Here is a 12,645-nt window from a genome sequence, read left to right on the forward strand (position 1 = left end):
CGGCCGGGACACCGTGCGGCTGCATGCGGGCTGCCTGCCGGCTCAGCGGGGCGCCTGGACCAGCCCCGCGCCCAGGTCCTCGGTGTCGGCGTCCGGGACGAACACGTCCGTCGCGGCGGTCAGCAGCAACCGGCCGGTGACCGCCGCGGCCCGCGCGCCGTCGCTGCCCGCCCGCAGCTCCTGCCACCACAGCGCCGCCGCCCCGGCCACGTGCGGCGCGGCCATGCTGGTGCCGCTCTTGCTGGTCAGCCCGCCTCCGGTACGGGCCGAGACCACGTCCACGCCCGGCGCGCACACCTGCGGGAAGGTGTTGGAGAACCGCGCGACCGCCAGCCGCCCGGACGGCAGCCGCTGCACCGCGCCCACGGCCATCATGCCCTCGGCGGCCGACGGCAGCTCCGGCCCGACCTCGAAGTCCGGCCGCAGCTCCCGGTGGCTGGCGTTGCCCGTGGCCGCGACGACGATCGTGCCGGCGCCGAACGCCGCCCTGGCCGCGATCATCCGCATCAGCGAGTCGTAGAGCCGCAACGTGGCCCGGTACGACTCCAGCGCGATCGACGTGGCCAGGAACTGCGGCAGCCCGCGCTCCTCCAGCTGCCGCATGGCGGCCGGGAAGTCGATGCCGAGCGACATGGTGATGACGTCGGCGTCGTTCCCGAGCGCCCAGAGCAGGCCCTTGACCGTCGCGGCGGTCGAGCCCTTGCCGTCGTCGCCGAGCACCTTGCCGATCAGCGCCCGTTCGACGCCGGGGGCGACGCCGATGCGCATGCCGTCGACCGGGCGGCCGAAGACGGTGCCGGCGCAGTGGGTGCCGTGGCCGACCTTGTCGCCGCGGCCCGACCCGGTGAAGTCCTCCTCCACCAGCGTCATCCCGGCGAAGGCCGGATGCGTGGCGTCGATGCCGGTGTCGAGGACGGCGACCACCGTCCCCGCCCCCGTACGGGTGGAGGCGTCGGCGCCCAGCGCCCGCACCCCCCACGTGACCTGCGCGCCCGCCTCCGCCGCCGGCGGCGGGGCCTCGGCGTCCTCGGGCGCGCCCGGCACGGTGGTCGGCATCGGCCGGGCGACCGCGGCCACCGACGGGTCCCGCGCGAGGTCGGCCACCTCGCGCTTGCCGAGCCCGGTGACCTCGACGTGCGGCTCGCTCGGCGTCTCGGCCACGGCGGCGGCCCGCTCGAACGGCGCGGCCATGCGGGTCCTGCTCAGATCGCGCAACACGATGAACTGGTCGGCCATCGTCTTCCCCTCCTGGAAGTAGCCCACCCCTGTGATGTCAGGCGTACTCCTGCCGGGGTCGCCTGACAACAGCCCGCGGCTGCCGGCCCGCGACGAGCACGGCCACGATCGCCAGCAGCAGCCAGGCCGAGGTCAGGACGATCAGCCAGATCCATCCGGCGTGGCCGTAGACGGCGCTGCCCGCCGTGCCGCCGGCGCCGCTGCCCAGGTAGTAGCACAGGGTGTAGATCCCGGCGGCGCGCCCGCGGGCGGCCGGCGGGGCCTGCGCGGCGACCCACGCGTTGGCCACGGCGTGCGCGGCGAAGAACCCGGCGGTCAGCACGGCGAACCCGGTCACGACCGCGGCCAGGGGGCCGAGCGCGGTCAGCGCCGCGCCGGCGGCCGTCACGGCCAGGGCGGTGACCAGGGCCGCCCGGCGTCCCAGGCGGTCCGCCAGCCGGCCGGCGGCGGCCGAGGAGGCGGTGCCGAGGGCGTAGGAGAGGAACACCAGGGAGGCCACGGCGGGGGAGAGCGACAGCGGCGGCGCGGACAGGCGGAAGGAGGCGGCGTTGTAGAGGGCGACGAACGCGCCGACGCCCAGCGCCCCCACCGTGTACGGCGCCAGCAGCGCCGTCCCGATCCGGCCGCCGCCCCCGGTGTGCGGGGCACGGACGAAGGGCGGCGGGGCGGGCAGCGTGCGGGCCGCGTACGCCGAGCAGAGCAGCGACACGCCGGCCACCACCAGCAGCGCGCCCCGCCACCCCCACGGCCCGGCGGCGAACCCGGCGCCCAGCCGGCCCAGCATCCCGCCCACCGAGTTCCCGGCGATCATCACGCCCACCGCCCCGGCCAGCCTCGTCGCCCCCACCAGATCGGCCAGGTACGCCGCCCCGACCCCGGCGAACCCGGCGACCGCCACCCCCTGCGCCGCCCGCATCGCCACCAGCACCGGGAACGTCGGCGCCAGCGGCAGCGCCAGCCCGATCAGCGCCGAGGCCAGCACGGACCACACGATCATCCGCCGCCGCCCGACGACCTCCGCCAGCGCGGCCAGCGGCAGCACCGCCACCGCCAGCGCCGCCGTGGCCACGCCGACGGCCAGCGACGCGCCGCCGGGGTCGAGCCGGAAGTCGGCGGCCAGCTGCGGCAGGACGGGCTGCGGCGCGTACAGCAGGGCGAAGGAGGAGACGCCGGCCGCCGCCACGGCCGGACCGGCCCGCCGGGTGCCGACTCGTTGAGCTTCGATGACCGCCACGCCTGGAAACGCTAAGCAAGGCTAATAAATACGTCCAATGCGGAAATAGGCCATAATTCATGCTGTGGTGGATGAATACCAGCTCGTGGACGAGCGGCTGGCCGCCGGGCTGGCTCCCACGCTCGCCCTGCTGGCCGCCGTGGGGGAGACCGGGCACGTCACGCGGGCGGCCGAGCTGCTCGGCATGCCGCAGCCCACCGCCAGCCGCCGCCTGGCCGCGCTGGCCGACCTGGTCGGAGCGCCACTCGTCGTCCCGTACGGGCGGGGCATCCGCCTGACCAGGGCCGGGCGCGTCCTGGCCGCCGCCTCCGGCAGGGCGCTGGCCACCATGGAGTCGGCCGCCCGCGAGGTGCGCGAGGAGATCGACCCCGGCAGCGGCCGGATCGTGCTCGGGTTCCTGCACCTGCTGGGCCGCACGCTCGTCCCCTCGCTGATCCGGGGCTTCCGCGAGCGCCACCCGGGCGTGCGGTTCAGCCTGGCGCAGGGCTCGCGCCAGGACATGCTGCGCGCGCTCGCCGAGGGCGAGATCGACCTGGTGTTCGTCGCGCCCCTGCCCGACGGCGACCCGGGCCTGTCCGGGCACCCGCTCGCCGACCAGGAGCTGGTGTTGTCCGTGCCGCCCGGCCACCGGTTCGCCGGACGTGCCCGGGTGCGGCCCGCCGAGCTGGCCGGGGAGGAGCTGGTGACGCTCGAACACGGCTACGGCGTCCGCCAGATCACCGACGACCTGTGCGCGGCGGCCGGGTTCACGCCCAGGATCGCCTTCGAGGGGCAGGAGTCGGAGACCGTGCGCGGCCTGGTGGCGGCCGGGCTCGGCGTGGCCGTGCTGCCCCGTCTGACGCCCGCCGAGGGCGTCGTGCAGATCCCGCTGTCGCCTCCGGTGTTCCGGACGATCGGGGCGTGCTGGCCCGCCGGGGCCCGGCTCACGCCCGCCGTGCGCGCCTTCCTGGACCACGTGCGCTCCGGCGCCGCCGACGTCGGCCCGGGGTTGCGGCCCAGCCGACACCCGTCCTCGCAGAAGTAGTTGACGGCTCATCGATTCTGTATGGAGACTTCAGCTGCAAAGCCCTTCTGCGGATGGGGACGACCATGCCTGCCGAGTCGTTCAACGCCGGCGTCCATCTCACCGACCGCCTGGTCGAGGCCGGGCACGGCGACCGCGTCGCCGTCGCCGGGCCGCTGGGCGCCATGACGTACGCCCAGCTCGCCACGCACGTCGCCGAGCTGGCCGGCGGGCTGCGGGTGATGGGCGTGCGGCCGGAGGAGCGCGTGCTGCTCGTCCTGCCCGACCGGCCCGAGACGCTGATCACGATCCTGGCCGTGCTGCGGATGGGCGCGGTCGCCGTCCCGGTGCCCGCCCTGTACGACGGGGCCGAGCTGGGCGCGCTGATCCGCGACTCCAGGGCGCGGGTGGTGGTCTCCGCGCCCGAGTTCGAGCCGGCCGTGCAGGAGGCGCTGCTGTCGGCGCCCGAGGTCGTGGCGCTCGTGCTCACCGACGCGGGCCAGGCCCCCGGCCACGTGGCGCGCATCGCCACCGCGACCGGAGCGGGCCCGTCGGCGGCGGTCGAGCCCGGCGTGCCGGTCTGCCTGTGGTCGGACGTGCTGGAGGCCGGCCGGGGCGCGACCGGCGCGTACGACACCTGGCCCGACTCGCCCGCGCTGTGGCTCTACACCGCCGGCACCACCGGCGCGCCCAAGGCGGCCATGCACCGCCACGGCGCGCTGCGCGACGTCCACGAGGCGTACGGGCGGCAGGTGCTCGGCGTGCGCCCCGAGGACCGGTGCCTCTCGGCGGCCCGGCTGTTCTCCGCCTACGGGCTCGGCAACTCCCTGATCCTCCCGCTCGCCGCGGGCGCGACCACGATCCTCGACCCCGCCGCGCCCACCCCGGGCGGCGTCGTCGAACGCCTGCTGGCCGAGCGCCCCACCCTGTTCTTCGCCGGCCCGTCGTTCTACGCCGCGCTGCTGGCCGCCGAGGCCCCCAAGGACGCCTTCGCCTCGGTCCGCCTGGCCGTCTCCGCGGGCGAGGCGCTGCCCGCCGAGCTCCACCGCCGTTTCACCGGCCGCTTCGGCGTGGACCTCATCGACGGCCTGGGCTCCGCCGAGTCGCTGCACGTCTTCCTCTCCGGCCGTCCGGGCCAGGCGCGCCCCGCCGGCTCGGGCGCCGTCGTGCCCGGCTACGAGGTGCGCCTGCTGGACGACTCCGGCGCGCCCGTCCCCGACGGCGAGCCCGGCCACCTGTACGTGCGCGGCGACTCGATCGCCACCGGCTACTGGTGCCGCACCGCCGCCACCCGCCAGGCGTTCCAGGGCGAGTGGCTGCGCACCGGCGACACCTGCGCCCGCGACGCCGACGGCTCCTACCGCTTCCTGGGCCGCTCCGGCGACCTGATCAGGACGGGCGGCGCCTGGACGTCACCCCTGGAGGCCGAGGCCCGGCTGCTGGAGCACCCCGCGGTCGCCGAGTGCGCGGTGGTCGCCCACGCCGGCGCCGACGGGCCGGACCGGCCGGTCGCCTGCGTGGTGCCCAGGCCGGGCCGCCCGATCGACGCGGGCGAGCTCATCGCGTTCTGCCGCGAGGGCCTGGCCGCCGTCCTGCTCCCGCACGAGGTGCTGGTCCTGGACGAGCTGCCGAGGACGGCGACGGGCGCGGTCCAGCGCGCGGTGCTCCGGCAACTGGCCGCCGACCTGCTCGGCAAGTGACCGGCGCGGGCTCTCAGAAGGCGTCGCGCAGTTCGCGTTTGAGCACCTTGCCGGAGGCGTTCTTCGGCAGCGCGTCCACGAACACCACGTTCTTGGGCGTCTTGAAGGAGGCCAGCCGCTCGCGCAGGAACGCGTTCAGCTCGGCCGCGGTCAGCCCCGCGCCCTCGCGCAGCACCACGGCGGCCGTCACCGCCTCGATCCACCGCTCGTCCGGGACGCCGAACACGGCCGCCTCGGCGACCGCCGGATGCTGGTAGATGACCTCTTCCACCTCGCGGCTCGCCACGTTCTCGCCGCCGGACTTGATCATGTCCTTCTTCCGGTCGACCACCGACAGGTAGCCGTCGGCGTCCATGACGCCGAGGTCGCCGCTGTGGAACCAGCCGCCGCGGAACGCCTCTGCCGTCTTGTCGGGGTCGTTCCAGTAGCCGAGCATGGCGTGCGGGCTGCGGTGGACGATCTCGCCGACCACGCCCGGCGCCACCGGCCGGTCCTCGTCGTCGACGATCCTGGTCTCGACGTTGAGCGCGGGCCGCCCGGCCGAGCCCAGCCGGGTCAGCTGCTCTTCGGGCCGCAGGATGGTGGCCAGCGGCGCCATCTCGGTCTGGCCGTAGAAGTTGAACAGGCGCACGTCCGGCAGCCGGGCCGAGATCTCCTTCAGCACCTCGACCGGCATGATCGAGGCGCCGTAGTAGCCCTTGCGCAGCGAGGACAGGTCACGGCGGTCGAAGTCGGGGTGGCGCAGCAGGGCGATCCACACCGTGGGCGGGCAGAACAGCTTGGTCGCGCGCTCGCCCTCGATGGTGGCCAGGATCGAGGCCGGGTCGGCGCCCGGCAGGATGAGGTTGGTGGCGCCCAGGTAGATGCCGGGCGTCAGGAAACAGTGGAGCTGGGCGCAGTGGTAGAGGGGCAGCGCGTGCACCTCGACGTCGTCGGAGCTCATCTCGCCGTCGACGACGCAGCTCACGTACTGGGCCAGCAGGCTCCCGCTGGACAGCGTGGCGCCCTTGGGCCGGGACTCGGTGCCGCTGGTGTACATGAGCTGGATCGGGTCGTCGGCGGCGATCTCCACCTGCGGCTCGGCGTCGTCGCCGCGCCAGGTGGAGAAGGACTCCCAGCCCTCGGCCGCGCCGATCACGCCGCGCACCCGCACGGCGGGCCCGGCCGCGGCCTCGGCCACCGGCAGCAGCGCCTCCTCCGCCAGCATCCCCGTCGCGCCGGAGTGCTCCAGGATGTAGGCCACCTCGCGCGGCCCGAGCATGAAGTTGATCGGCACGGAGATCGCGCCCAGCCGGGCCAGCGCGAAGTAGGCCACCACGAAGGCATGGTTGTTATGGCTGAACAGGGCGAACCGGTCGCCCTTGGCCACGCCCCGCGCCGCCAGCGCGTTGGCCGTGCGGTTGACCTCAAGGTCGAGATCGGCGTAGCTCTGGCGGACGTTGCCGTAGATCACGGCGGTCTTGGCGGGGAACCTGGCGGCCGAGCGCCGCAGGAGGTCGCCGATCGTGTGCTGGCGCGTGGTCATGCTGGGCACCCCCATGCCGAATGATGTTCGGCGATCGTACCCGACGAAGGAGGCGCCCGCCGACCCCCGGCGGACGCCTCCTCGGGCTCACCCTGGCTGGGTGACGCCGTTGACCTTCAGCGTGTACGGCGCGTACTGCTGGACCTGCTCGGTCGGCTCGTCATAGGCCACGATCGCGACCACCGACGGGAAGACCGCGAACGGCGCGAGCTGCAGCCGGTTGAGGCTGATCGAGCCCTTGCCGTCGAACTGGGCCTGCAGCACCACCGAGTGCCGCTCGTCCAGGCCGACCAGACGCACGTTCCAGTTGCTGACCGGCGTCGGCGAGATCTCGGTCGGGGAGTCGAACGGCTCCAGGCCGGCCCCGTCGCTCACCGCCGTCGCGCCCACCGTGACGTCGTCGATCTTCCAGCCGCCCTCGTTGACCCCGCCGTCGCTGACGTACTGGAAGCCGACGAGGATCTCCTTGCCCGCGTAGGCGGACAGGCTGTAGCTGTGCGGCTGGAACCCGGTGGTGGTGCCGTTGACGGCCGGGCCGAGCGGGCCGGCCACCGTCTTGTCACCGGGGATCGCGGTGTAGGTCTTGCCGCCGTCCGCGGAGACGATCACGTAGCCGTAGTCGAAGCCGGACTCCGCGCCGTACTTGGCGAGGAAGCGCAGCGTCGGGTCGGCGGCCGGGACCGTCACCTTGGTCACCGCGGCGACGTTGAGGTTGCTGGCGTTGCCCGACCACAGCACCGGGTTGCCCGCGCGGTCGGGGTCGTCGGAGACGACGGTCCAGGCCAGCGGGATCGGCGGCAGCGTCTTGGCGCCCTGGAAGGACAGCGAGGTCGGCGCCGCGCCGCCCGGCTTGCGGATCTGCACGTAGTCGGCGCCGTTCGGGGCCGCCCCCGGAGTGTTGTACGCGGCCGGGTTGGCGAGGTTGACCGTGGAGTTCAGGCTCGCGGTCGTCACCCGCTTCTTCGGCACGCCCAGCACCACGCCGCGGCTGCCCACGACCTTGTCCACCAGCACCATCGTCTGGTAGTCGTGCAGCACCTGGTACAGGTCCGTGCTGCCGAGCGCCGCCTTGACGCTGGCCAGGCCCTGCAGGGAGCCGTCACGGTGCAGCTTGGACAGGAAGTCCGCGCCGTACCGGTCGTACAGGAACAGCATGAACGAGTACGCGTTGCCGTAGTCGGCCAGCACCGCGTCCGGGTTGCCGCCGTCGCCCCACAGGTTGAGCGAGTTCTGCGGGCCGCCGCAGTTGCGCGGGTTCGGGTTGTACGGCGTCTGGACGATGCCGAAGCCCTGGAAGCAGTTGATGTGGTTGTCGAAGCCCTTCTCGAACACCGTCGCCTTGGGGTTGCCGTAACCCGTCACCGAGATCGCGAAGTCCGACAGGCCCTCGTTCATCCAGGTGGTCTCAAGCGGGTCGGTGTAGTAGTGCAGCAGGTGCTGCCACTCGTGGGCGAAGACGCCCTCGTACTGGAAGGGCCGGGCCGAGCGCGAGGTGCACACGTCGGAGGTCGGGTTGTCCGGCGGGTTCGCGCCGGTCCTGTGCAGCCAGTCGAACGCGTCGATCGTCATCACGTTGCGGTCGAGCAGCTCGTTGTACTGGGAGGAGAAGAAGCCCGCGATGTACGTGGTCGCGGCCGGGAAGGTGTAGTAGTTGTCGTCCCGGACGTTGTCGATCAGCGTCACCGTGCGGTCGCCGGCACCGGTGTAGACGCCACCGTTGCCGTTGGCGTCGGGGCCGAGCACGGCGTTCGTGCCGTCCCGGTCCGGCGGCGTGCTGAAGGTCGCGGTCTCCTTCGGGTACATGTTCGTGTCGAACTGCTGCACCAGGTTCGTGACCTGGGCGTCGGTGATCTCCGTCGTCCCGGGCACCTGCATCCGGCAGTCGCCGGCCGGGAAGGCCAGGTCGTTGGCGACCCAGACCTCGATCTTGTCGCCGACGCCGCGCAGCGTGTAGTCCTTGCGGTACAGGCGGCCGTTGTAGTCGTCCGTGGCCAGCCACTGCCGTACGGTGCCGACCGGCGGCGTCTCGGCGGCGGCCTTGGCCTTGGCGCGGGCCTCGTACTTCGCCGGGACCTTGACGGGCTTGCCGTCGAGGGTGAAGTCCTTGCGGGTGAGCTCCTTGACGTCGCTCGGCGGCGCGGCCGTGGCGGCCGCCTGCGGGGACTCGGCCGACGCGGGTATCGCGGTCAGCGTGGGCAGTAAGAGAAGTGCGGCAGCGATTCCGATGATTCGGGTGCGCGCCATTGAACCCCCTAGGTATGGGTGTTGCCCGGATGGAACAGGGGTGACATCCGGTAATTACCGGAACCGAATTGGCGCGCGCAATGGGGGCATTTGCCAACAAAATGCGGTGGAATTGGCGATCAAACCAGAACGGCCAGCCGCCGGTACGAATTTAGCCGCCGCTCCAGGTCGTAGGTGTTCATCGTGACCAGCACCTCGTCGGCGCCGGTGGCCGCCACCAGTGAGCCCAGCGCGACCGCCACCTCCGGCGCGGTGCCGTGGATCTGCCCCTTCAGCGCCTCCGCCAGCAGCGCCCGCTCCCGCCCGGTCAGCTCCAGCCGGGCGATCTCCTCGGCCGGCACCAGGGGCGGGAACGCGCCGCTGGTGCGCGAGCGCGCCGTGGACCACGCCTCCGGCAGCTGGAGCTGCGCCGCCTCCTCGCGGGTCGCCCCGACCGCGACGCTGACCGCCGCCATCACGTACGGCCGCGCCGCCCACTCCGAGGGCCGGAACCCCGCCCGGTAGCGCGCCGCCGCCTCCACCGCCCGCGGCCCGGCCCCGATCACCATGGGCAGCCCGAGCTCCGCCGCCAGATCCGCCCCCGACCCCATGGCCAGCACGAACACCTGCGGACGCAGCCCCTCGGCCGGAACGGCGTGCACACCCGGATGCGCCCGCTGCCCGCCGGTGAAGTACCCCAGCAACTCGCCGACCTGGTCGCCGAACCCGTCCGCGGCCTCCTTGCCGTGGCCGAGCGCCCGCCGGACGCCGCCCGTGAACCCCACCGAGCGCCCGAGCCCCATGTCGATCCGCCCCGGGTGCAGCGACTCCAGCACGCCGAACTGCTCGGCCACCACCAGCGGCCGGTGGTTGGGCAGCATCACGCCGCCGGTGCCCACCCGGATCCGCCCGGTCGCCGCCGCGACGGCCGCGGCCAGCACGGTCGGCGCCGCCCCCGCCACGCCGGGCACGCTGTGGTGCTCGGCCACCCAGAACCGGTGGTAGCCCAGCTCCTCGGCCTGCCGGGCGAACGCGACGGTGTCCCGCAGCGCGGTGGCCGCGTCGGAGCCCCGGCGCAGGAGCGAACGGTCGAGAATCGAGTAAAGCGTCACGCCTGCGTGCAACGCCGCACGCCCTGGGATCAATCCAGCGGGTCCCACGGGACGGCGTCGTAGCAGGAGAGGAGCCGGGCCAGCGTCGGGCCGTCCTGCCGCAGCGGGACGCCGTCGACCTCGCCGACCGGGACCACGCCGTGGGAGTTGCACAGGAACACCAGGTCGAAGCCCGGCAGGTCGGCGACCCGCAGCGGGCGGCGCTCCTGGGGCACGTCGATGCCTTCCAGCAGGCCCATGGCGGTGCCGCGCAGCATCGGCGCGTCCGGCCACACCAGGCGCCCGCCGGACCAGCAGCCGACGTTCGTGATCGCGCCCTCGCTGATCAGGCCGTCGGCCGTGGTCAGCAGCGCCTCGTCGAAGCCCAGGGGCGCGACGGTCCGCCGCAGGTGCGCCTGGGCGAAGCCGGCCGCCTTCTTGATGTGCGGCAGGTAACGCTGGTAGACGACCGCCGTGACGCGCTGCGGGCGGGTGGCGACCTCGGTGGGCGGGGCGGCGGTGGCCACGACGCGCGGGCGGCCGTCGTGCTCGACGACGTAGACCCGCACGCCCGCGTCGCGCAGGTCGTCGCCGAGCACGGCCCGGATCGCGCCGAGCACCGCCGCCGGGTCGAGCCGGGCGCCGAACAGCTCCAGGTTGGCCGCCGCCAGCCGTTCCAGATGCAGGGCCAGGCCGCGGGTGCGCCGGTCTCTGACCTGCATGGCGGTGAAGTGCCCGTAGCGGGCCTCCAGCGCGAAGCGCGCGTCGGCGTCCACCGGCCTGCCCTCGACCACCGCTCGTACGATCATGCGTCCAGCATGTCCTGTCCGCCGGCCCCCGCGCGCATGATCGTGAAGGGCGCCAGCTCGCCGAGCCCGCGCACCGACAGCCGGTCGACCGCGCGCAGCAGGAAGGCCCGGTCGCCCTCCAGCTCCTCGGCCATCTCGGGGTCGGCCAGGATCGTTCCCGGCAGGGAGAGCGCGGTGAGCCGGCTGGCCAGGTTGACGGTGGTGCCGAACACGTCGCCCATGCGCCAGATCACCGGCCCGGCGGCCAGGCCCACCCGCAGCTCGGGCATGTCCCTGCCGCGGTGGGTCTCCACCAGGCGCAGCGCGATCTCGGCCGCCACGTGCGACTTGTCGGCCACGAACAGCACCGAGTCGCCGAGCGTCTTGACCACCCGCCCGCCCGAGGACGTGACCACGTCGGCCGAGCGGCCCTCGAACCTGTCGACCAGCCGGGCCAGCTCGGTCGCCGTGATCTGCCGGCTGAGCCGGGTGAAGGCCACCAGGTCGGCGAACCCCACCGCCATGCGCACGGCGCTCATGTCCTGGTCGGCCAGCCGGCCGGCGGCGGCGGCGAGCTGCCGCTGCCAGGCGTAGACCAGCAGCCGCGCCAGGTCGGGCACCACCCGCTCGGCCCGCCGCCGCCAGGCCCGCGGGCGTTCTGCCAGCGGCACGCCCGCCTGGTCGAGCGCCTCGGCGCCCAGCTCGGCCTGCGACTCGGCGAGCCGGGCCGTCGCCCGCCCGATCGAGCGGGCCATCAGCAGCATGTGCTCCTCGTCGTAGGCGCCGGAGCTGACCATCGAGAGCATGGTGCGCAGCGCCTCGACGTCGGAGTCGGTGAACTCGACCGCGTCGTCGGCCACGTTGGCGAACCCCAGCGCCCGCCACAACCGGCGCGCCCGGTAGACCGGGACCCCGGCCATGTGGGCCACCTGGTGGCTGGTGTAGCGGCGCGGCGCGCGCAGGAACGCCTCCGCCACCCCGTCCCCGTCCTCGCGTGACACGCGTGCAACATAACACCCTGTGGCGGGCGTCACTCCAGGAGGGCGCGCAGGGCGGGCCGCTCGGCGTCGGGCAGGTGGACGGCGTAGTAGTCGTACATGGACCGGCGCAGCAGGCGCGCGGCCGAGGCCCCGTCGCCGGCGCGCACGGCGGCCAGCACCTCCTCGTGGTGCCGGATGCTGCGCCGCATCAGCGACTCGCGGTCGGGCGCGTCGGCGATCTTCCCGGCGATCAGCCCCAGCACGACCGAGCGGACCACGTCGGTGCAGACCTGGATCAGCGTGTTGCCGCTGGCCGCCACGACGACGTCGTGGAAGGCCACGTCGGCGGCGCTGAAGGCGTCGTGGTCGGACGTGGACGCGGACGCGGAGGGGGAGGCGGTGGCGGTGGCGGTGGCGGCGGGCGCGGCGGCGCGCATGGCGGCGCGCATGTCGGCGATGGCCGCCTCCATCGCGGCGAGCTGCTCCTCGGTGCGCAGCCGCGCGGCCAGCAGCACGGCCGAGGAGTCGAGCACCATCCTGAACTGCACCAGCTCGGCCAGCGACAGCTCGGCCACCCGCGCCAGCGTGGTCATCGACTTGTGTAAGGCGGCGGGGGAGAACGGCAGCACCTCCGCGCCGTTGGGATCGCCCGGCCGGGACCGCACCAGGCCGCGCGCCTGGAGCACGCGCAGCGCCTCCCGCACCGTGGAGCGCCCGACCGAGAACTGCACCATCAGCTCGCGCTCGCTCGGCAACCGAGCCCCCGGCCCGAGGGCCCCGCTCTCGATGGCCTCCTCGACCTGTTCCACGACCCGCTCGTAAGCGCGTACGGCCCGCACCGGCTCGAACCGTGCACCCATCGGAA

At 74.1% G+C, this 12,645-nt stretch carries 10 protein-coding genes; 2 read left to right on the plus strand and 8 right to left on the minus strand.

All coding sequences use genetic code 11. From position 1 onward, the window contains the following. Positions 1-42: 42 nt before the first annotated feature. Together AB0C33_RS11320 and AB0C33_RS11325 are read right to left on the minus strand one after the other, a co-directional pair. Entirely contained in the window at positions 43-1,236 is a 1,194-nt protein-coding gene (locus tag AB0C33_RS11320) for a S8 family serine peptidase (protein ID WP_358286168.1), read from the minus strand. 37 nt (positions 1,237-1,273) lie between these two features. Next, a complete protein-coding gene (locus tag AB0C33_RS11325) occupies positions 1,274-2,470 on the minus strand; it encodes an MFS transporter (RefSeq protein WP_358286170.1) in 1,197 nt (398 codons plus the stop codon). 64 nt (positions 2,471-2,534) lie between these two features. On the opposite strand from AB0C33_RS11325, the gene AB0C33_RS11330 reads away from it, so the two are divergent. Together AB0C33_RS11330 and AB0C33_RS11335 are read left to right on the plus strand one after the other, a co-directional pair. After that, a complete protein-coding gene (locus tag AB0C33_RS11330) occupies positions 2,535-3,494 on the plus strand; it encodes a LysR substrate-binding domain-containing protein (protein ID WP_358286172.1) in 960 nt (319 codons plus the stop codon). Positions 3,495-3,559: 65 nt separating this feature from the next. Further along, entirely contained in the window at positions 3,560-5,173 is a 1,614-nt protein-coding gene (locus AB0C33_RS11335; RefSeq protein ID WP_358286174.1) for a benzoate-CoA ligase family protein, read from the plus strand. Between the two features lie 13 nt (positions 5,174-5,186). Here AB0C33_RS11335 and AB0C33_RS11340 read toward each other — a convergent pair whose 3' ends face one another. The 6 genes from AB0C33_RS11340 to AB0C33_RS11365 all read right to left on the minus strand — a co-directional run bounded on the left by AB0C33_RS11340 (position 5,187) and on the right by AB0C33_RS11365 (position 12,640). Next, complete coding sequence (locus tag AB0C33_RS11340; RefSeq protein ID WP_358286176.1) at positions 5,187-6,698, minus strand: acyl-CoA synthetase; 1,512 nt, start codon at positions 6,696-6,698, stop codon at positions 5,187-5,189. Positions 6,699-6,785: 87 nt separating this feature from the next. After that, a complete protein-coding gene (locus AB0C33_RS11345; RefSeq protein WP_358286178.1) occupies positions 6,786-8,942 on the minus strand; it encodes a choice-of-anchor J domain-containing protein in 2,157 nt (718 codons plus the stop codon). 119 nt (positions 8,943-9,061) lie between these two features. After that, positions 9,062-10,033 (minus strand): LLM class flavin-dependent oxidoreductase, encoded by a 972-nt coding sequence (locus AB0C33_RS11350; RefSeq protein ID WP_358286180.1) that lies wholly within the window; start codon positions 10,031-10,033, stop codon positions 9,062-9,064. Between the two features lie 29 nt (positions 10,034-10,062). Continuing rightward, a complete protein-coding gene (locus tag AB0C33_RS11355) occupies positions 10,063-10,821 on the minus strand; it encodes an aminotransferase class IV (RefSeq protein WP_358286182.1) in 759 nt (252 codons plus the stop codon). Next, positions 10,818-11,801, minus strand: coding sequence for an adenylate/guanylate cyclase domain-containing protein (locus tag AB0C33_RS11360; protein ID WP_358286184.1), 984 nt, complete (start codon positions 11,799-11,801; stop codon positions 10,818-10,820). Before AB0C33_RS11360 ends, AB0C33_RS11355 begins: the two co-directional genes overlap by 4 nt. 29 nt (positions 11,802-11,830) lie before the next feature. Then, positions 11,831-12,640: a GntR family transcriptional regulator gene (locus AB0C33_RS11365; protein WP_358286186.1), complete on the minus strand. Its 810-nt coding sequence runs from the start codon at positions 12,638-12,640 to the stop codon at positions 11,831-11,833. Between the last annotated feature and the right edge of the window lie 5 nt (positions 12,641-12,645).

It is taken from the genome of Nonomuraea sp. NPDC048881 (genome assembly GCF_040649795.1).
Lineage (GTDB): Bacteria > Actinomycetota > Actinomycetes > Streptosporangiales > Streptosporangiaceae > Nonomuraea.

Excerpts from the sequence above, each read along its gene's own strand:
- AB0C33_RS11320 (WP_358286168.1), bottom strand. The coding sequence starts at position 1,236 with ATGGCCGACCAGTTCATCGTGTTGCGCGATCTGAGCAGGACCCGCATG.
- AB0C33_RS11335 (WP_358286174.1), top strand. The coding sequence starts at position 3,560 with ATGCCTGCCGAGTCGTTCAACGCCGGCGTCCATCTCACCGACCGCCTG.
- AB0C33_RS11340 (WP_358286176.1), bottom strand. The coding sequence starts at position 6,698 with ATGACCACGCGCCAGCACACGATCGGCGACCTCCTGCGGCGCTCGGCC.
- AB0C33_RS11345 (WP_358286178.1), bottom strand. The coding sequence starts at position 8,942 with ATGGCGCGCACCCGAATCATCGGAATCGCTGCCGCACTTCTCTTACTG.
- AB0C33_RS11355 (WP_358286182.1), bottom strand. The coding sequence starts at position 10,821 with ATGATCGTACGAGCGGTGGTCGAGGGCAGGCCGGTGGACGCCGACGCG.
- AB0C33_RS11365 (WP_358286186.1), bottom strand. The coding sequence starts at position 12,640 with ATGGGTGCACGGTTCGAGCCGGTGCGGGCCGTACGCGCTTACGAGCGG.